Here is a 20084-nt window from a genome sequence, read left to right on the forward strand (position 1 = left end):
CTAAGCCCTAACTACTACTTGCCACGAGCAAAGTCGAAAGGCTACTAACTACTAACCAAACCCCAATGTGGCTGATAAGTTTGTATCGCTTTAAGATATTGCACTCGTTCAAAAATACTAGGATCGGAGCAATTAATTTGACTCATACTGCCCTGTAACTGAGCAACAGAATTATATTCTTTAGCTTCCAACCATTCAACCAGATCGCGTTCGATTTTTTGTAGCTGTTCGATGCCATGACTTAAAAGTACGCTGACTAACATCGTGACATTGGCACCAACCATCAGCATTTTAATTACGTCATGAGCGGTACGAATGCCACTAGTAGCAGCAAAGTCTACAGGAACAGCACCGTAAAGAATGGCAATCCAGCGCATTGGCAGACGCATTTCTCTAGAAGTGCTGAGTAGCAAGTTAGGTTCTATTTCTAAGGTTTCTAGATCGAGATCGGGTTGATAAAAACGATTGAATAATACTAAAGCATCTGCGCCAGCATCGCTCAAGCGTTTTGCCATGTTTGCTATATTGCTGAAAAAAGGACTTAGCTTGACGGCTACAGGAAGATTGACTGCTGAAGTGACAGTACGAACAATATCGATATAGGTTTGCTCTACTCGATCGCCCGTCACGGAGATATCTGTAGGAACATAATAAATATTTAGTTCCAAGGCATCAGCACCCGCTCGTTCGACTCTTTTGGCATAATCACCCCAGCTACCAATGCTAGAACTGTTAAGACTGGCAATAATGGGAATATCTACCATTTCTTTTGCTCTACAGATATGGTCGAGGTAAGCTTCCGAACCAACATGAAAGATTTCCCGTTCGGGAAAATAGGAAGTAGCTTCGGGATAACTTTCCGTACCGTGAGTGAGATGATGATATAGCGTGTAGCGTTCTTCGAGTAACTGTTCTTCAAATAAAGAATGCAATACTATTGCGGCGGCACCAGCATCCTCTATCCGTTTGATGTTATCTAGCTCTTCGGTTAGAGGCGCGGCAGCACCTACTACTAAAGGCGATCGCAGTTTCAATCCTAGATAGGTTGTAGTTATATCTACCATCTTTTTGTCTCCTCGGTTTGTTTTGTAGACTAGATCAATTATTTGAGAATGTTGTGAAGAGACTTGAAGCTATTGGTTAGAGAGATTTTTTATAATAAAAGTAAGGATGCCATCCTATTTTGCTGGAGGGCGAAATGAAAACTAATAATCTACTTTTTATTGCTAATTTATTTGAATCTCTAACAATCGCTACTGCCTTGATTTTGCCAGGCGCGATCGCAACTGCTAAAGCTCAGGACAATATGCCAGCAGCAGGTGCAACTTTGACTTTAGAAACGCAAAACCTCATGCTCGATCGACAAAACTTATCTATTAATGGCTTGTTTACGCCAACAGCCGCTCAAAGATTCTATGAAGCAGGAAGAGAAGATTTTGAACGAGAAACGAAGTTTTTAACCGACTCCGAACGCTATTTTAGTGAAGATATACTGCAAATTGACACAGAATCGCTCCAACAGATCTGGAACAATAAGCCCTTCCCAGAATTAAAACCTAACAACTAACAACTAACAACTAATCTTTTTGGTTGCTTCATTAATCATCAATGGTAGTAATGCACCAAGAGCAATAACCAGATAATCCAGTCTAGCGACCGCCGTTATCTTGAGTAAATTACCCAGACTGGGAAGCAAGAGACAGGCAAACTGTAAACCCAAAGAAATCCCTAAAGCTAAAAGCAGATAGTAATTGGGCTGTAGCTTGACTTGCCAAAAAGGTAAACGCGAACGACAACTGAAAGCATGAAGTAGTTGACCCGAAACCAAGGTCATAAACGCAATAGTGCTGGCGCGATCGCCGATACCGTAGCTAGCAATACTGTAGCCATACGCCACTAAGGTAGAAACAGAAATAACACCTGCTTCAAAACCAAGTCTTTGATAGTCGGAAAAATCAATAATTGCTGCCGCTGGAGAACGAGGAGGAACGTCTAAAACATCAACCTCTGGTGCTTCTAACCCCAATGCCAAACCAGGAAAGATATCGGTGACTAAGTTGAGCCATAAAAGCTGAATGGCATTGAGGGGTTGACCGATACCAAATAGATTGGCGATGGTCATCACCATAATTTCGCTGAGATTAGTAGCCAGCAAAAAATGCAGGGCTTTTTTGATATTGTTGTAAATCGTTCTACCCTGACTGACAGCAGCGATCGCCGTTTCGAGATTGTCATCTGCCAAAACAATATCGGCAACTTCTCTAGCAACATCCGTACCCGATTTTCCCATCGCAATCCCCACATCGGCAGCTTTGAGAGCAGGAGCATCATTAATTCCGTCTCCCGTCATTGCTACTACTTTGCCAGCCTTTTGGTAAGCGCGAACGATTTTTAGTTTATCGGCAGGACTAATGCGGGCGAAAATATTGGTTTGGTTGATGGTTAATGGTTCTTGGATATTTGTTAGTTGTTTTACCTGTAATTCTTTATTGTGACCGAGGTTTAATTGTTTGGAGATCGCCAGAGCCGTGTTTTTTTGATCTCCAGTAATCATGACGGTATCTATACCTGCCCGATGAAAACTGGCGATCGATTCTCTAATTCCCTCTCTAATAGGGTTAGTAATCCCAATTAGACCCAACCAGATAAAGTTATTCAGAGCGTCTGTAGCAGTTGTCTCTATATATGCAGTTCCCAACACACGGAGAGCTTTAGCGGTCATTTGGGCATTGGCAGCGGCGATCGCTTTTTTGTCTGCCTCAGTTAAGATAACGGGTCGCTCGTTTTTAAGTCGATAAGTGCAGAGTGCCAGTACTTCTAAAGGATTACCCTTAACCGCAATTAACTCGCGCGATTCATCGAGTTTATGTACCGTAACCATATAGTTATTACCATCGACACGACGAGCGATTTCTAATCGCGGATACTGAGTTTGAAGTGTAGTTACATCCAATCCAGCCGCAATAGCCATCTCTATTAGAGCCTTTTCAGTAGGCGAACCTTCAACAAGCAGTTCGCCATCACCATTGCTGCTGACTTTGCTTTCGTTACACAGGAGCGCAACTATAATTAACTTATATAGTTCTAAATCGTTTTCTAGTTGGAGAAATTGTGCTGCTTCTAAGGAAATCCTAGTATTTAAAGTTTGAATTTCCGCTACAGACATCTTGTTATTAGTCAGCGTACCTGTTTTATCCAGACAGATAGTTTGAACCGAACCTAAAGCTTCGATGGCATCGAGACGACGTACTAAAACTCGATGCTCTCTCATCTTGATAATTCCTAGTGCCAAAGTAATCGTGGCAACGGTAGGCAATCCCTCTGGTACGGCAGCAACTGCTAGGGCGATCGCAGTTTTGAGCATTTCTAAAAAACCATAACCGCGAATTATACCCAATGCCAAAACTATCAGGCATACCGCACTGGACAATAGCACCAGTTGACCGCCAGCGCGATCTAGTTGTTTTTCCAGGGGAGTAGGCGCAATAGTCGTTTCGCCCACTAACGCCTGAATTCGACCCATTTCTGTCTGCTGCCCTGTAGCTACCACAACTCCCAAACCCCAACCGCTAGTAACAAAAGTACCGCGATAAACCATATTGATGCGCTCGGCGAGAGGAATATCTGGTTTGCTTAAGGTTTTGCAGGTTTTGAGAACGGCAATACTTTCTCCTGTAAGGGCAGATTCATCAATGCTGAGGCGTTCGCATTTAACTAATCTGGCATCGGCAGCAACGTAACTACCAGGTTTGAGAACTAAAATATCCCCAACTACTACGGCTTGAGGAGCGATCTTGCTAGTGCCACCATCTCTAATTACTTCAGCCGAGAAACTTACTAAATTGTTCAGTGACAGAATGATTTTTTCCGAGCGACTTTCGGTAACGTAACCCAAAATAGCATTGATAACTACTACGCCCATGATTACCAAAGCATCTACTGGACTGTCAGTAGCCAGCGACAGTAGGGCAGCGAAAGATAACAATGCTACGGGAATCGACCAAAAGTAGCTTAAGAAGATAACTAACCCAGAACGTGCTTTGGATTCGGGTAGAACGTTAGACCCATATTTGGCTCGGTTTTTTTGAACTGCCGATCTTGATAGTCCCAACTCACCAGAAGTCTCTAACTCGGCGATAATTGCTTCTGTCGATCTCAAATAAGGGGCGGTAAGCTGTGGCGATCGCTCTGTTTTCAAAGTTAAACTTTTATCCTCCCGATGGCTGCATCGTTCCTTCTAAGCGATCGAATTGTTTTTTAATCTTTTCTGGCGGCATCGTACCAACTCGTGACAACAACACTGCACCTAAACCAAACAGATCGAGCATTAAAATAATCGCTCCTCCTGCCAGAGGGATTAAACTAATTACGGCAAGAATTAGCATTCCCACAAAAAAAGTGAGGAATTTGCCAGTTGCTTTTCGAGAAAAAACTTTTTTGCCAGTCCAGAGTCCAGTAGCGATCGCTCCGAGTAAACCAGCAACAACAAAGGCTAAATTAGCAATGGGGATGAGCAAAAAGCCCAGGACGCTACCCGCAAATAGAGCCACAAATAAAGTAATAGCAACAATACTAGCTAAACCCCACATGCCACATTTAAATGGATGATGGTGCATGGTAGCGGTAATCGTTTCGAGGTGTCCTGGTAGCAGTAATAGTAAAAATGCGCCAAAAGCAAAGACAATTACCAAAGTAATTAATGAGAAGATGACATTGGTTAGGTAAATAGTTCCTAATAAGCCAAAGCGATTGAATAAGACTTTGGCGTTACTAAACATCACCACTTCACTACCGCCAACTATTGCCCCTGGCTCTTTAATAATTTCCCCACCAATGGCGATCGCGTCTCCATCTATACGAGCATTAGGTTTGAGAATTACGTCACCACCAATAGCCAGGGCATCGTTAGTAACATGCCCCCCATTGAGAATAGTAACCTTTCCCCCAATAGCTACAGCATCAGTCAGTACCTGTTGCTCTGGCACTGTAACATCAGTACCCATTTTAAAAATTTGAATCTCGTTTTCGTTTTGAGCCACAGCAACTCCAGTAACTAAAATGACTAAGAAAGCTGCTATAAAAGCTAAAATCAAAGTTTTTATTTTTTGCCAATTCATTTAATACTCTCTCGATCTAGTTGGTTATTAGTTGTTTTTGTCTAACTGACTTCTGACTTCGTTAAAATTTCATCTATAGCTCTTATGGAAGTAGGTCGCTCTTATCGGGCACAACCTAACTAGAGACAGATCTACGGAGAGCCACGAATGGCGCGATCGCAATTAGAGAATTTTATCTTCAAGTTAAGTTAAAAGCTTGAGGATCTTGTGAGGAGAAAGCAATGTTATGTGCTTATAATTCTATTGCGCTCTCAATATTTCGTACTAGTGCCTCTGTAAATCTCGCGGCTGGAACACCATCAACAGCATCATGGTCGAATAATGGGGATTAAAGCCATATCCTGTGCTTCCTGTGTTGAGGGGATAAACTACACGGGCGACGGCTTCATTACCGTCGAGAGTTGCATGGGTTTTGGTAATTTCTTTAGCAGGCGTTCGCACCATAACTAACCTCTTGTGGATATAGAACAGTTATGTAGGGTTATAGTTCTTTATTCACTTTAAAATTAGGTCAAATGTTTGAGGAATTTGTGAAGCAGAAAAATAAATTAGACTTATCGATCGCTACTTGCTCTTACTCACAAGTTCTTCAATTTATTTGCTTATGCTGAGGATAGAAAGAACGAGCAATAAGTTTTTTCTAAAAGAGTAGACGAGTATCATATTTAAATTTTCTCGTCTGTCAGAACGGAGGGCAGTAACTATGAAACTACATTTTCACGGTCGAGATTATGAAGACCCTTACTTAGAATGGCAAGTGAGCGAAGGTGAAATAGGCGGTAAATATCGCGGTACAGCCTGGAAACTCCATCGCCTGAAAGAACCGCACTATATTCCCGCTCATCATGACGAACTAGTATATCGTGGCATTCACTATATCAAATAGTTCTATCTGGAGTTAGCAATGTCTAAAAAAGTTATCAATTTGACTTTACCGATAGTCGAACGAGAAATAGATTTACTCTTGGAAATGTACCCCCATAAACTCCACCAATTGCAGTTAAACAATTCCGACTTACGACAAGAGTTAATCGCTTATATCTTGAATCGCATTCCTAGCGTATATGGAACTATAAACGATGGTGCGCTCGATAATTGCGATCGCGATTTGGAAGCATTCTTAGAATACCAAATTCAGATTGAAGCTTTAGTGTTTCAAGGAATCGATTATCTCGTACCAGCGAAACATTTAGATCGAATTTGCGATTAGAAGATTAAGTCGCTTTGCCAATCGAGTTTAGTTGGTAGTTGAAAAAAGGATAATAGCCATGAAAGCATCAGATATTATGTCCACTAATGTAATTAGTATAGACGGTTTAGCCACGATCGCCGAGGCGGCTAGAGTTATGCAGCGATATCGTCTACGAGCCTTAATTGTCGATCGCGCTTCAGACAAAGATGCTTACGGTATTGTCACCGCAACCGATATTTCGCGAGCCATTGCCAACTCACAGCACCCAGAATTAACCTATGTCTGCGAAGTAATGACCAAGCCTTGTATCGTAGTCAATCCCGATTTAGCAGTAGAACATATTGTCAAATTGTTTTCTAGGGCTAAAATTCGCGTTGCTCCAGTAATCAAAGACAAACTGCTGGGTATTGTTTCTCTAACAGATATCCTGTCAAAAACCAATTTGACCGTAAATAAAGGCAAATTACAGCCTCCTAATCTAGAAGAATTTGCCGAACTGCCTTTAGATGAATCGATGGATAAAGAGTGGCAAATCGAAACCGATCCACTCTATGAAAACTGGTGTAGCGGCTAAAACTTTTTCTCAACTGAATCTAGATGCGTTTAATTGCTAGAAACGAAAAAACAACTAACCACTAACTAGATGCAATGTCCCAAAAAATTGTTATCGACCCCGTAACGCGGATCGAAGGTCATGCCAAAATTACCATTCACCTCGACGAAGCGGGACAAGTAGAAGATGCCCGCTTTCACGTTACCGAATTTAGAGGTTTTGAAAAATTTTGCGAAGGTCGTCCTTTGTGGGAAATGCCAGGTATTACAGGTCGGATTTGTGGCATCTGTCCTGTCAGTCATTTACTGGCTTCTGCTAAAGCGGGCGATCGCATTTTAGCTGTAGACATTCCTCCCGAGGCTGAAAAGCTCCGTCGTCTGATGAATTTGGGACAGATAATTCAGTCCCATGCCCTGAGCTTCTTTCATCTCAGTGCGCCAGATTTATTACTGGGTATGGATAGCGCCCCTGCTTCCCGTAATATTTTTGGCTTGATTGCTGCCGAACCAGAACTAGCCCGTAGTGGGATTCGTTTGCGGCAGTTCGGACAAGAAATTATTGAAATTTTAGGAGGTAAAAAAATTCATCCTGCCTGGGCGGTACCAGGAGGGGTAAGAAACTCGCTATCTAAAAAAGGAAAAAACCAAATACATGCACGTCTTTTGGAAGTAAAAGCAACTGCTCTTAACACCATAGATAAATTTAAAAGCTTATTAGCCGATTACGCAGCGGAAACTCAGACCTTTGGTAATTTTCCTAGCTTGTTTATGGGACTAGTAGGAGAAGACGGGCAATGGGAACATTACGGAGGCAAAATTCGTTTCGTTAACAGTGGTGGCAATATTATCGCCGATAAACTCGATCCAACTCACTACCAAGAGTATATTGCTGAAGCAGTCGAACCTTGGTCATACTTAAAGTTTCCTTACTATCGACCCCTAGGTTATCCAGCTAAAAAAGATGTTTGCAGTTTGCAAAGCGGTATTTATCGCGTTGGACCTCTAGCAAGACTCAATATCTGTAGTCGGATCGGCACGCCTTTAAGCGATCGCGAATTAAGAGAATTTAGAGAGCGAGGAAAAGGTACGGTTAATTGTTCTTTCTTCTATCATTATGCTCGTCTGATTGAAATTTTAGCCTGTATCGAGCAAATCGAAGATTTATTGGAAGACTCCGACTTGTATGCAGATCGCTTACGCGCTCAGGCGGGTATCAATCAACTTGAAGGGGTTGGCGTTAGTGAAGCACCGCGAGGCACTTTATTCCACCACTATCATGTCAATCGAGATGGCTTGCTCACAAAGGTAAATTTGATTATCGCTACGGGTCAAAACAACTTGGCGATGAATCGCACTATCGCTCAAATTGCCAGACATTATCTTCAGGGGGGCAAAATTTCTCAAGGAATGCTCAATCGAGTTGAAGCAGGGATTCGTGCTTTCGATCCCTGCTTGAGTTGTTCGACTCATGCCGTCGGTCAAATGCCGTTACACGTTTGCTTATTTGATGCAGCAGGCAACATATTAGATAATGTTTGGCAAAATTAAGTTATGGTGCTTGGGGTGTGCGATATGCGTTATTTACACACGACTTGGCAAAATTCAGTGACTACGACGAAATAAATAGGCTTTTAGCCATTGTGAACGAGCCTCAAATGAAAAAATGCCGAAAATTAGAAGATATTGACTAAAAAAACGTGAGTTCGACAGGGTCAAAAAACAGCAGTTTGTGTGATATTCAATCTTGATGCCATCATATAGCTAACTGAGATACTTAGATTTTGATTATTCTGAGTTTACATCTCAGCCTTTCTTTTTTCCTTTTTTTCGTCGAACTCCTAGGAAACTACAAATCTCGCATTGAATCATCTTGAGGTTGTGGAGATGGTACTATTGTAGGCTCAGGTACTGAAGGATAATCATTACTCAAATCTCTTAACTCATCTGAATTAGTATTATTAAGTCTTTTGTTGCCTGTGGCAGTAGAATCACCACTCAAATCTCTTAGTTCGCCTTCATAATCTGGAAGACCAGGTTTTTCTTCATTTTTTGGCGGTTCTGTTGGTTTGGGTTCTGGCTTAGTAGCAGTTGGCGGTTCTGGTTGAATCGTATCTGGCTTTTGTGCAGGAGTGTTTGGTTCGGGAGTGGAAGTTGCTGCGGCAATACCTTCTTCTGCCTGGCTAATAATAGCTTTGGCGCGCTCGCGCCAATAACTGGAAGGGGAATCTTTGACTTTGGTAGCTTCTTGTTTGGCGTATTGCCATTTTTCTTCGCTTAGAGCTTCTTGTGCGGAGGTAATTATGACTTCATTAGTTTCATGTTCGGCTTTCCAACTATTTTTAGCATCGATTACTTTTTGTCTGATGGCAGTATCTTGAGGAATTTGTTCGGCTAATTCTAAAGCCTCTTGAAGCTTGCCTTCTTTGTTATATAAATTATTGGCTTGTTGTAGCACTTTTTCCGACCATAATTCTTTTTGTTGTTGAATTTCTGCATCTATAGAAGTTTTTGAAGGTAAGGCTTTGGCGATCGCCAGAGCTTCGATATATTTAAGATTGTCCGCTTCTTTTTTAGCTGATGCCAGACCGCATTTGGCTTCAAACTCTTTTCGCTGTGCTTCTGGTATAGTAATATTTTCAGATGCTTTGGCTTCAGTTGCCATTTTAGTCGCACGATCGTAGCATTTATCAAAGCTTTTTGTTTCTAACATCTTCTCGAATTCTGCAATCTGCTCGTCTACACTTTTTTGATTGCTGGTAATAGTTTTTTGTTTGAGTAGATACATTCCGCCAGTGGCAATAGCACCAATTACTACTGCTGTACCCAAAGTAGCAAGAGTTTTATACTTATCTAAATTTTTAGTTTTAGTCACGGAATTAGACGATTCGTTGGCAATTGAAGAACTGGGGTTTTCATTTGGTTGCGATCGCTGCTGTAAGTTAGAAGGCGGCAAGATTGTTGATTTGGATTGTGCGCTATTGGTTGAAGTTGTGGAGTTTACAACAGTAGGTAAGTTATTGACTACGGTGGGAACTTCTACAACAGAATCAGGTGGTGTCGCCTCAGCCATGTCAGCTATCTGAGAAAAGTTTAGCTTAGCTGTAGGAGTATATCCAGCAGCCTTATTTTGGGGGATAACTCTACTCATACAGAGACTGTCTAGAGAATCTAGAACTTCTCTAGCCGATTGATAGCGTTGTTTGAAGTGCGAGCGCGTCATTTTGTTCAATATTTCCGCTAGTTGGGGACTAACTTCTGCCCGATCTTGCCAGATAAGTTCGCCATCATCATCTTCGGGGAGAGAAAGAGGAGACATCCCCGCAAGCGCCTGAATGCCAATAATACCCAAAGCATAAATATCGCTAGTCGGGCGTGGCATACCTCTGGCTTGTTCCATTGGCATATAGCCCCGTGTTCCTACTGCCACAGTAGAAGGGAGTAATTGAGTTTGTTCGACGATAACTTCTTTGACGCTACCAAAGTCTACCAGTACCAGCTTATTATCAGAATTACGGCAGATCAAATTATCTGGTTTGATGTCGCGGTGAATTACGCCTTTGCTATGGATAAAGTTTAAGATGTTGGCGCAATCTCTCAGTAGTTCGATAACTTTAGCTTCCGACCAAGTTTGTCCTGGAACTAGAGCTTTACTTAGAGTATGACCCTCAACGTATTGCTGTACGAGATAAAACTTTTCTTCTTCTTCAAAATATGCTAAAAGCTGAGGGATTTGGTCGTGGCTGCCCAAACTATGCAAAGTTTCTGCTTCGGTTTTAAACAAACGCCGCGCCGTTTTGACAAAGTTGACATCGTCAACGCTGGGATAAAGCTGCTTGACAACGCATTTATCTCTGCCTGGCAATAGAGTGTCTTCAGCTAGATAAGTTTTACCAAATCCCCCTTTACCAATAAATTCGATAACTTGATAACGCGAACCTAAAATTTTTCCCTGCATAGCGCGATCGATATTTTTAATAAATATGTAACTTTAAGAATACAAAAATTTGCGGTTCTCAATGACCAAACTTTTTTTATCTAAATATTTTTTTAACAAAGATGCTATTCTTACCGAGGCAGATTTGAGCGATGCGGTACTAACTGGAGCAAATTTGAGTGGTGCTAATCTTCAAGACGCAGACTTAGATATTAGATAATGCCATTATCAATAATAGCGACCTCAGTGAAGCTAATTTAACAGGAGCGAGTTGGGAGGAGGTAGATTTAACGCAAGTTAATTTAAGGCAAACTAACTTAACCGACGCAACTATAGAGGACGCAAATTTAGCCGAAGCAGAATTCGACAGAACAATTATGCCAGATGGCACAATTCGTAATTCGCAATAACCAAGTTTATCGCAGGGATTTGTATTAACTCAGCTTTACAGTTATCAAAAATTCTTCGACTTAAACTATAAATCGGTTTTTAAAAACAAATTGTTCTGTAATTTTTGAGCCACATTCTGTCAGTAATTTAATAATAACCAAGCAATAAATATATAAAATTTATTGTCATTAAAACTTAGAGGTATATGATGCAATTGAATTTATCTAAAATCGATTTTTTAAGCTGTTGCCAAGCATTGGCGAATAGCTCGTTGGGAAATAAATTATCGGTTAAATCATTTTTAGCTAACATAATATTTCTTAAATTGGTAAAATTGTCTCAAAAAATTCATTACTTATTACTCATTTGATTGCGTACGACTGTAGTATTCAGGCGATCGCTTGCTATCTAACTCTGAGGGAATCTCGCGGTTTTGCAGCCAGGCAAATAACCCTGCCGTACCGACGAAAATTAAAGTAATGATTCCCACCACTTGCAGCATGATGCTATAGCGCATATTTTTAAACCAAATTGAAATGTTCCATGTGGACGTGAGTGACGGGGACTTCTAACTCGTATAAAGCAGCTTCTACCGCATCCATCATTACGGGAGCAGCACAGATAAAGTAGTGACGGCTACCTCGATGTGGGGGTAGGTATTTTTCTAATAATTCGCGATCGACGTAGCCCGTTTCTCCCTGCCAGTCTTCGGGGGGTTTCCTCAGAACGTGAACGATCTTTAAGTCAAGTTGAGTTTTGAGTTCCTCTAATTCTTCGTAGAAAGTTATTTGCGATCGCGTTTTACTGCTATAGATTAATAAAAAAGGTCGGTCGTCATGACGTTCGGCAGCAGTGAGTAACATACTCATCAACGGCGTAATACCAATCCCCCCAGCAATTAAAATAAATCCTGCCGAGTCCCAATAGAGACTGGTGGTAAACACGCCATAAGGTCCATCGAGATAGGCTTTAGTCCCTGGTGTAATATCTTTAATTCTCTTGGTAAAATCTCCTAAAGCTTTGATGCTAAATTCTAAACGGTCGGGAGATACTGCACTAGAAGACATGGAAAAAGGATGTTCCCGCATCCCGTAGGGAGAAATACCCAGGGTAATCCAGGCAAATTGTCCTGGTTCAAACTGCATCCCTGGGTGTCCGTGCGATCGCAATGCCAGCGTCCAGACGTTACCCCGTTGGGGAATTACTTCTTCCACTAAATAGGGTTTTTTCACCATAAACCAGGGTTTGATTATCCGAACGTAAATCAGCAGCCACAGGGCTAATAAGGCGATCGCGCTCCAAAGGACGCTTTTCCAAAACAGGCTCAGGTAGTAACTCACCCCCAAAGCATGAGCCAAACCAAAAGCAACGATCGCTACTGCTAAAATCCCGTGGAGAATGCGCCAGGGTTCGTAGGGAATTTTCAGAGGCTTGCGCCAGATGGAAGTAATTACCAGCAAAATCAGCGCAGTCGTCGATGCTACGGCATATCTAGCTCGCCAGGGGGCTTCCAGAAGATTTAATAGCTGCCTGGTTTCGGGCGCGGTGATGAATAAAATCAAAGGATGAATCAGGATTAAACCAAAGGCAACGATGGACGTATAGCGATGAAACTGAAGGATAATATCTACGCCATAAGAAGCTTCAACCCGATTAATCCTGGCTGTTAGCGCAAACTGAAGTGCCATCATCGCCAGCCCGATAAAACCCAAAGCTACCGAGAATTCGATCCAAAATCCCCTACTTTCTGCTGGGGCATAAAATAGTAGTACTAATAACGGTAAAAGAGTAATAACAAGATAAATACCAATCCAAAAAACTGCTACCGCTACGGGACTGGTCATTAACAGACGTTTCATTTAAAACCTTCTAACTGCATGACATTGTTTGAGGTTTTAATAGTACCTTGCGAACGCTGCTGTAGTTCTTCGATAGAAATCTGCGCTTTTGCTAAATTGGGAATAGCTAGCGTTGCCCCTGCTGATAGGGCAGTCAAAGCAATAAATAATCTTTCCATTATTAGATTTCTCAAAAACTCTGCTGATATTCAGTTTTAAGAACAAATATGACCAGAAAATGACGGCAGTTAAACTTCGTCCATTTAGAAAACCATAGTTTCATATTTACCGTCTGTTCCCTGTTCCCCGTTCCCTGTTCCCTCGAATAGATTACTTAAAACTGTGGGTTTCAAATTAGATGCGGTTTAACAAGATATGCACTTTCGAGAACTGGTATTATTTTCTTTTTTAAAGTAAATCAATGGAATCAATACTAGCTGAAGCGTTTGGCGCGTTTAATAGATATAGAAGTTTAAAAAAGCCAGGGTTACAAAGGTAACTTAATTGTAAAAATAGTTTTTGTTGCCACTTGTGAAGAGACGGAAATTTTACCACCATGAGCTTCGACAATTTGTTTGGCGATCGCCAACCCCAAACCAAAACCACCAGTGTTGCGCGATCGCTCGCTATCTACCCGATAAAATCGCTCGAAAATGTGAGGTAAATCTGCTTCGGGGATACCAATTCCGCTATCTTCGATCTCGATTATCGCCTGACGGAATTTTTCCTTCAAGCTTAACTCTACTTTGCCTCCAGTGGGAGTATATTTACAGGCATTGGTTAGTAAATTAGTTATTGCCTGAGTCAATAAGGTAGGTTCTGCCAATATTTGAATGGGTTGGGAAGGTAGAGTGCAGGTCAAATTCAAGCCTCGTTCTTTAGCTAAAATCTGATAGTCATTGGCGATTTTTTGGAGTAAATTATTCAGATCGAGTTTTTGTAAAGACTCAGTAGCAAATTGTCCTTCATGACGAGCTAGAAATAGTAAATTACTTACTAAACTGCTAATGGACTCTACCAGCTTGGTGATTTTTTCTAACCGAAAAAGCTGCTGCGAACCATCTTTAACAGGAGTAATCAGTCCTACTTGAGCGTTAGACAGAATTGCTGCTAGAGGGGCGCGTAATTCGTGAGAAGCATCGGCGGTAAAACGCTGAAGCTGGCTGTATGCCAGACGAATTGGTTGCATGGCGATTACTGCCAGTACCCAACCAGTTACGCCGATTATGCCCAAAGAAATAGGCACTGTTATAGTTAAAACTAAGCGTAACTCAGCTAGGTTTTCTTGAGTGGAAGTTAAAGGAGTGCCAACTTGAAGATAGCCAATAAGCTGCTGTTGCTGGTAAACGGGTAGAGTGATTTGGCGAATCCAAAGCGTACCATTTTTAATCGTTTGTAGATCGGAACTAACCATTAAGCGATCGCTGCCAGGGCTACCAAAAAATTGACCCAGTTGCTTTTGAGAATCATACCAACGGGCGTATACCAACTCGGTGTTTAGTAGTCGGGTATTACTTCCCAGCAACGGCACATTTTCTAGGTTGGCAGTGTCAGATTTTAGATCGTATTGAACGTTGGTTGCCATCACTCTCGTCTTGCGATACACAAGGCGATCGAGTTTTTCAAGCTCGTCTATAGATTGTACATAGTAAAGCACCCCTGCAAAAACTATCAAAATACTGCCCATTGAGAAAGTAAACCAACGAGCTAAATTGCGACGGCTACGATTAAACATACAGCGACAATAGATATTATTACTGCTTTAGTTGGGGAGGAGTGAGACGATAACCCATACCGTACACGGTTTCAATCCAATCTGCTGCCTCTACTAATTTCAAACGCTGTCTGAGGCGACGCACGGCTGCGGTAACGGCATTGCTTTCTGGTTCTTCTCCCCATTCCCACAGATATTCTTCAATTTGGTTGCGGGTCAAAACTTGTTGAGGGTGGCGTAAAAAATACTCTAGTAACTGAAATTCGCGGGCGGATAGTTCTACTGTATCTGTATGGCGTTTGGCGGTTAGGGTATTCATATCTAGCTGGAGATCGGCAACTGCTAAAGTATCTCCCTGCCATAAGGGCGATCGCCTGGATAAAGCTCTAACTCTTGCCAATAATTCGGTAATGTTAGCAGGCTTGACTAAATAATCGTCAGCACCCGCATCTAAACCCATAACTTTATCGGTTATAGTATCTTTAGCGGTTAACATTAATACTGGTGCATTTTTCCCTGCATCTCGATACTGGCGACAAAGTTCTAAACCGCTAATTTTGGGGAGCATCCAATCTAAAATCAGTAAGTCATAATCTTTTTGAGAGATTAACCATCGAGCAGTTTCTCCATCTTCGATACCATCTACCAGATAACCAAGTTCTGATAAAACCGCCTGCATCGGCTCTAGTTGTTCGCGATCGTCTTCTACCAAGAGAATTTTCATTTCATTGTTGGCAACAGTATTAGGAATCGAATTAAAAGCATATGGCTCTGGCGATCGCTACACATCATGCTAAGGTTCGATTTTTTATCGAGCAGATTCGTTTTTATGATAAAAAAAACCGAGCAACGTTTGTCTTGATTTTATTAACTAACCAATATTAATTTATACCGTTCTAACCTATGTCATTACCGCGCTGGTTACAAAAAGCGTCCAGTCTCAATTTAGATTTTTGGCTGCTGCTACCTATATTAGCGTTGGCTTTTTGGATGGGTGGCGAAGTTATTTCCGATCGAGTTTTAAGTCGCCCTCATGGTATTGTTACCGAACTAGAAGCCAACCAACGTACCCAGATCGAACTTTCTTTTACGGTACAGGTAATCCAAGTTTTAATCGATAAAAACAGAGGAGCAACTCAGGTTAAGATTAAAACTAATGATTCGGAACTAAAAAAGTTAGAGTTTGAGTTTCCCACGACTGAGTTTGAGCAGGTAGAAAAGGCGATCGCTCTTGAGTTAGGTTTATCCCGAGAAGATGTCAAAAGACTGGCACGCTATCAAATTGAAGATTAAACTCAAAAAAAATTAATGGCAAAGCGGTCGCCCATAGTTTGAATTAGACAAACCGTACTAACAATCCCAATAAGGCACCAGCAAGAATTAACCGCCAAGTAGCAACACGATAATAAATCAATGCAATCAACGCCAAAATAAAAATTACAGTCGCAATAATAGAGTAAGATAATCTTTCCTGGATTAAAGCTGTTTGCGCCAAAGGAATTGCTGCTGCGGCGATCGCTCCCAATACTGCTGGAGTTACTCCCTTTAAAAAGTTTCTGACTTGAGGATTTTGCCTTAACTTTTGTAGTAGCGGTGCAGCTAACATAATAAACAAAAAAGAAGGAGTAAAAATGGCGATCGTCGATACAATCGATCCCATAACTCCCGCGACTTTATATCCGACAAAGGCAGCCGTCAGGACTACAGGACCCGGACTCAATTGCCCTATGGCTACTCCGTTAATAAATTCGGTTTTAGTCAACCAGTGCAGTTGCTCTACTACTTGAAATTCTAATAGGGGAATTATTACCAATCCACCGCCAAAAATGAAGCTGCCGACTTTGAAAAAAAACCAGCTTAGAGGCAAAAAAAATTCGCTGATTCTTTCAATTCCCCAAAAGCTAGAGAGGGTCAAAGATGTAGGAGATATCTCAGCTACGATCGCTGGTAAAATCGGCAAAATTAATTTATTGTCAGACCCAGAAATACGAGCATTTGGCTTGTTGTTCCCTAAAAAATACACTCCCAAAAATCCAGCAACTATAAACTGAATTAGAACATTGACGTTAGTAAACAAAGTAATTACCAAAACACCTATCGCGATCGCGACGCTAGTTCGGTTATTAATAATTCTGCGACCTAACTTCCAGCAAAAACCCAAAATAATTGCCGTCACTACTGGAGAAATGCCAAAAAATAGTGCCGATGTTTGTGGTAGTCCTTGAAACCGAAAATACATCCAAGATAAAACCAGCACGATTAAAAAAGCGGGAAAAATAAAGCAAATTCCCGCTACTAATGCCCCCCACTGACCGCCCCGTAAATAGCCCGTATAAATTGCTACTTGAGTTGAGGCAGGTCCTGGTAACATTTCGCAGACGGCTATTGCTTCGCTAAATTGTTCGGCACTTAGCCAGTTACGTCTAATGACTGCTTCATCATTAATGGCTGCAATGTGAGCTTGGGGACCGCCAAAAGCAGACACTCCCAATTTCAAAAATAGTAAGGCTAGTTCTCTCATCGCATTTATTCAACATCTGTATTTCAGATTGTTTATAGTTTTTTTACTTCAAATTAATTTTGAATCATGCGACGTAGCCGATCTACTTCTTCAACAATCTTTATTATTTCTCCTTATTTTGCTAATTTTGGCATTAAGCTTGAAGAACTTGCTCGATCGCCAATAGCAAATTTTCGACGGTAATTGGTTTGGCAATAAAATTTTTGATGTGAGGATTACTGTTGGATGAATATTCGTTGGCTAGTCCACTCAGACAGATTACTTTTACTTGAGGAGAGATCTTTGCTAAATGCTCGATCGCAGTAAACCCATCCATTCTGGGCATCATCATATCCATCAAAACTAGTTCGATCTCAGCATGATGCCGTTCGTATGTAGCGATCGCTTCTTCTCCGTTTTTAGCTGTTATTACTTTATAGCCATTAAGCTCTAACAGAACCTCAGACATCTGGAGGTTATCTTCCTCATCGTCTACTACCAAAATTAGTTGTTTATTGCCTTCGCTTGCTGGAGATGTTTCTTCTACTGTAGATATATTTTCTGTTTCTATAACTGGTAGAAAAATCTGAAACTGAGTTCCCTGTCCGAAGTCACTGGCTACATCGACAAAACCATTATGTTGTTTGACAATTCCCATGACGGTAAACAGTCCCAACCCCGTACCCTGTCCGATTTCTTTAGTAGTAAAAAACGGATCGAAAATACACTCGATGATGTTGGATGGAATGCCCACTCCAGTATCGGCGACGGTTATAGCTACATATTCTCCAACATGGGCATCTAAATGCTGTCGGGCGTAGCTTTGGTCTACGAAACGATTTTCCGCGCTCAAAGTAAGGCTGCCGCCATTAGACATAGCATCGCGAGCATTTATACAGAGATTTAGCACTGCTTGATGAATCAGCGTCGAATCGCCATTAACTAGCTTAAGGCAATCGGGAAGATTGACTTCGATGTCAATCGTTTTAGGAAAAGTTTCCTTTATCATCTGCTCGATTTCGCAAATAACCTCGGCAGTTTGTAGGGGCATTAGCTGCTTGACTTCCGCACGAGAAAAAGCTAAGACCTGCGTAACTATCTCTGCGCCGCGTTTGGCACTTTTTTCAATAATTTCTATTAACTCCAAACTCATCTTGCTAGGCTTGACCAACGTAGCGGGCAACAACTGAGCCGAACCGAGAATAGGGTTGAGAATATTATTGAGATCGTGCGCGATGCCGCTAGCCATAGTGCCAACACTTTCCAGTCTTTGAGCGCGATATAGCTGCTTTTGGAGTTGCTTTTTTTCGGTGATGTCGGTATCGACTATCATTATCTTTTGGGGTTTACTCTGGCTATCTCTCACTAAAGTCCAACGACTTTCAATTGTCAGTTCTCGTTCGCTTGTAGAGAGTTTTTCTAGCTCTCCCTGCCACTCACCTGTTTCTAATAAACTGTCTTTGGCTATTTCTAATTGCGGCAGTAGTTTTTTGCCCCAAAGCTCCTTTAAGTCTTGTCCTAAAATTTCTGCTGGTTGCCAACCATACAACTGTTCGGCACTACTGTTACAAAAAATTACTTTATCTTCTAAGTCAACAACTATAATTGCATCGGTAGTTACTTCTAAAAGTTTTGCTTGTTGGTGTATCTTTCGCTCGGATTTAAGTCGCTCGCTAATATCTCGGATCGACCACAACAGTCTTTCAATTTTACCCGCATAGTCCCACTCGATTGCCAGAGAAATCGAGCTATAAAATGGTTTTGAGTGTCGGGGCAATAATTTGATTTCAAAGTCGTCGATCTTGTCTTTTCTATTCAAATTATCTAACATCGAGTAAAAAGCTTGACGTGATGATTCTTCTACGAAGATAACTAACGGTTTGTTTATCAAGCGATCGCTACGTACTCCTAGCAACTTTTCTGTAGCCTGGTTGGCATTTTGAATTACGCCATTTTTATCAGTAGCAATATATCCATCTGGAGCTAGCTCGAATAAATTTTGATATTTTTGCTGTTCGTGTTCTAGTTCTTGACGGGAAAAAAGTAATTCTGTATTTTGTTCTTGCAGTTCTTCTACCGCTACATGCAGTTCTTCTAAAGCGGTTGATAAAGCAATTTTTATCTCTTCATTAGTTTTTGTTTTTAATTCAGATTGATTCTGATTGTCTTGCAATTTGGCTAACTGCATTTGCAACTCTTTGATTTTTTCTTCAAAATCAGAACTATACATTTTTGCTGGAACTACCTTTATATATATATTGCTCGAATAATTGGTAATTAACTATAAATAGATAAAATCAACAAAATCATAACAGGGTACAGAAATTGTTCTGTACCCTGTTCTAATTAAAAAATTTATTTGCATTTAATAACGGCTCTTATTTAATAAGTTAATTTAAGTCTAGCGTATTATTTTTAATCGCTAATTATTATGTATTTTAAAATATAAGTTATATTTTGTTTATTAAAAATTAAAGTTTACAGTGATATAGCAGTTCTCAATTATATACATGCGTTACGCTTTGATTCGATTGGGCAAAAGGCACCAAGAGTTTAAGCAATTTATTCTAAGTTTAAATTAGTATCTTACGAAGACAGAGGCAGCTCCGCAGTTAAAATGACGGTGCTTCTCTGACTTAGTTGAGAGTTGCTATATTGACACAACAGCATAAAAATTTACTGTACGGTTTTGTACTTAAAACTATTTTTATGTTTTTTTGTTAGCTATGCTATATAGTATAAAAATTTTATATAAATACTACATTGTGAATCAAAAGTTTTGTAGTTTAACGCTAGTTCGACAGAACCTACTCTAAGCTTGAATATTCGACTCGAGAGAACAAAAGA

Annotated in this window: 20 protein-coding genes; 8 read left to right on the forward strand and 12 right to left on the reverse strand. The window is 40.9% G+C overall.

Annotated elements, in window-relative coordinates:
• Positions 1-44: 44 nt before the first annotated feature.
• On the reverse strand, positions 45-1064 hold the full coding sequence (locus KV40_RS03155; protein WP_036477914.1) for a dihydroorotate dehydrogenase-like protein: 1020 nt from the start codon (positions 1062-1064) through the stop codon (positions 45-47).
• A 134-nt stretch (positions 1065-1198) separates the two neighbouring features.
• Between KV40_RS03155 and KV40_RS03160 the strand changes: the two genes are divergently transcribed.
• On the forward strand, positions 1199-1567 hold the full coding sequence (locus KV40_RS03160; RefSeq protein WP_036477917.1) for a hypothetical protein: 369 nt from the start codon (positions 1199-1201) through the stop codon (positions 1565-1567).
• A 3-nt stretch (positions 1568-1570) separates the two neighbouring features.
• Here KV40_RS03160 and KV40_RS03165 read toward each other — a convergent pair whose 3' ends face one another.
• From KV40_RS03165 to KV40_RS34585, 3 genes are all read right to left on the reverse strand, one after another.
• Positions 1571-4198, reverse strand: a complete 2628-nt coding sequence (locus tag KV40_RS03165; RefSeq protein ID WP_052055304.1) for a cation-transporting P-type ATPase — start codon at positions 4196-4198, stop codon at positions 1571-1573.
• Positions 4199-4208: 10 nt separating this feature from the next.
• Complete coding sequence (locus tag KV40_RS03170; RefSeq protein ID WP_036477920.1) at positions 4209-5117, reverse strand: hypothetical protein; 909 nt, start codon at positions 5115-5117, stop codon at positions 4209-4211.
• 264 nt (positions 5118-5381) lie between these two features.
• Positions 5382-5561 carry a hypothetical protein gene (locus tag KV40_RS34585; protein ID WP_156113923.1) on the reverse strand — a complete coding sequence of 60 codons (180 nt, stop codon included), beginning with the start codon at positions 5559-5561 and terminating at the stop codon, positions 5382-5384.
• Positions 5562-5820: 259 nt separating this feature from the next.
• On the opposite strand from KV40_RS34585, the gene KV40_RS03175 reads away from it, so the two are divergent.
• The 4 genes from KV40_RS03175 to KV40_RS03190 all read left to right on the forward strand — a co-directional run bounded on the left by KV40_RS03175 (position 5821) and on the right by KV40_RS03190 (position 8409).
• Complete coding sequence (locus KV40_RS03175) at positions 5821-6003, forward strand: DUF4278 domain-containing protein (protein ID WP_036477923.1); 183 nt, start codon at positions 5821-5823, stop codon at positions 6001-6003.
• 18 nt (positions 6004-6021) lie between these two features.
• Complete coding sequence (locus KV40_RS31755) at positions 6022-6327, forward strand: late competence development ComFB family protein (RefSeq protein WP_052055305.1); 306 nt, start codon at positions 6022-6024, stop codon at positions 6325-6327.
• A 58-nt stretch (positions 6328-6385) separates the two neighbouring features.
• Complete coding sequence (locus KV40_RS03185; protein WP_036477927.1) at positions 6386-6883, forward strand: CBS domain-containing protein; 498 nt, start codon at positions 6386-6388, stop codon at positions 6881-6883.
• A gap of 74 nt (positions 6884-6957) precedes the next feature.
• Positions 6958-8409: a Ni/Fe hydrogenase subunit alpha gene (locus tag KV40_RS03190; protein ID WP_036477930.1), complete on the forward strand. Its 1452-nt coding sequence runs from the start codon at positions 6958-6960 to the stop codon at positions 8407-8409.
• A gap of 298 nt (positions 8410-8707) precedes the next feature.
• On the opposite strand, the gene KV40_RS31760 is transcribed toward KV40_RS03190, so the two are convergent.
• Positions 8708-10816 (reverse strand): serine/threonine-protein kinase, encoded by a 2109-nt coding sequence (locus KV40_RS31760; protein WP_052055306.1) that lies wholly within the window; start codon positions 10814-10816, stop codon positions 8708-8710.
• Positions 10817-10877: 61 nt separating this feature from the next.
• Here KV40_RS31760 and KV40_RS33035 point away from each other — a divergent pair, with 61 nt between their 5' ends.
• Both KV40_RS33035 and KV40_RS37205 read left to right on the forward strand, forming a co-directional pair.
• Complete coding sequence (locus tag KV40_RS33035) at positions 10878-11015, forward strand: pentapeptide repeat-containing protein (protein ID WP_081942738.1); 138 nt, start codon at positions 10878-10880, stop codon at positions 11013-11015.
• A 7-nt stretch (positions 11016-11022) separates the two neighbouring features.
• Positions 11023-11205, forward strand: a complete 183-nt coding sequence (locus KV40_RS37205; RefSeq protein ID WP_371260766.1) for a pentapeptide repeat-containing protein — start codon at positions 11023-11025, stop codon at positions 11203-11205.
• A 338-nt stretch (positions 11206-11543) separates the two neighbouring features.
• Here KV40_RS37205 and KV40_RS35600 read toward each other — a convergent pair whose 3' ends face one another.
• The 5 genes from KV40_RS35600 to rppA form a co-directional block, all read right to left on the reverse strand.
• Positions 11544-11702 (reverse strand): hypothetical protein, encoded by a 159-nt coding sequence (locus tag KV40_RS35600; protein WP_172657222.1) that lies wholly within the window; start codon positions 11700-11702, stop codon positions 11544-11546.
• Between the two features lie 4 nt (positions 11703-11706).
• Entirely contained in the window at positions 11707-13044 is a 1338-nt protein-coding gene (locus tag KV40_RS03200; RefSeq protein ID WP_172657223.1) for a ferric reductase-like transmembrane domain-containing protein, read from the reverse strand.
• Entirely contained in the window at positions 13041-13202 is a 162-nt protein-coding gene (locus tag KV40_RS34590) for a hypothetical protein (RefSeq protein WP_156113924.1), read from the reverse strand. Before KV40_RS34590 ends, KV40_RS03200 begins: the two co-directional genes overlap by 4 nt.
• Positions 13203-13510: 308 nt before the next feature.
• A complete protein-coding gene (locus tag KV40_RS03205; RefSeq protein ID WP_036477933.1) occupies positions 13511-14758 on the reverse strand; it encodes a cell wall metabolism sensor histidine kinase WalK in 1248 nt (415 codons plus the stop codon).
• Between the two features lie 19 nt (positions 14759-14777).
• Positions 14778-15461 (reverse strand): two-component system response regulator RppA, encoded by a 684-nt coding sequence (rppA, locus tag KV40_RS03210; RefSeq protein WP_036477935.1) that lies wholly within the window; start codon positions 15459-15461, stop codon positions 14778-14780.
• A 179-nt stretch (positions 15462-15640) separates the two neighbouring features.
• Between rppA and KV40_RS03215 the strand changes: the two genes are divergently transcribed.
• Complete coding sequence (locus tag KV40_RS03215; RefSeq protein WP_036477938.1) at positions 15641-16030, forward strand: hypothetical protein; 390 nt, start codon at positions 15641-15643, stop codon at positions 16028-16030.
• Positions 16031-16073: 43 nt separating this feature from the next.
• Here KV40_RS03215 and chrA read toward each other — a convergent pair whose 3' ends face one another.
• Positions 16074-17258, reverse strand: a complete 1185-nt coding sequence (gene chrA, locus KV40_RS03220; protein WP_036477941.1) for a chromate efflux transporter — start codon at positions 17256-17258, stop codon at positions 16074-16076.
• Positions 17259-17391: 133 nt separating this feature from the next.
• Positions 17392-19467, reverse strand: a complete 2076-nt coding sequence (locus tag KV40_RS03225; RefSeq protein ID WP_036477945.1) for a PAS domain-containing sensor histidine kinase — start codon at positions 19465-19467, stop codon at positions 17392-17394.
• Between the last annotated feature and the right edge of the window lie 617 nt (positions 19468-20084).

This window comes from Myxosarcina sp. GI1, assembly GCF_000756305.1.
Lineage (GTDB): Bacteria > Cyanobacteriota > Cyanobacteriia > Cyanobacteriales > Xenococcaceae > Myxosarcina.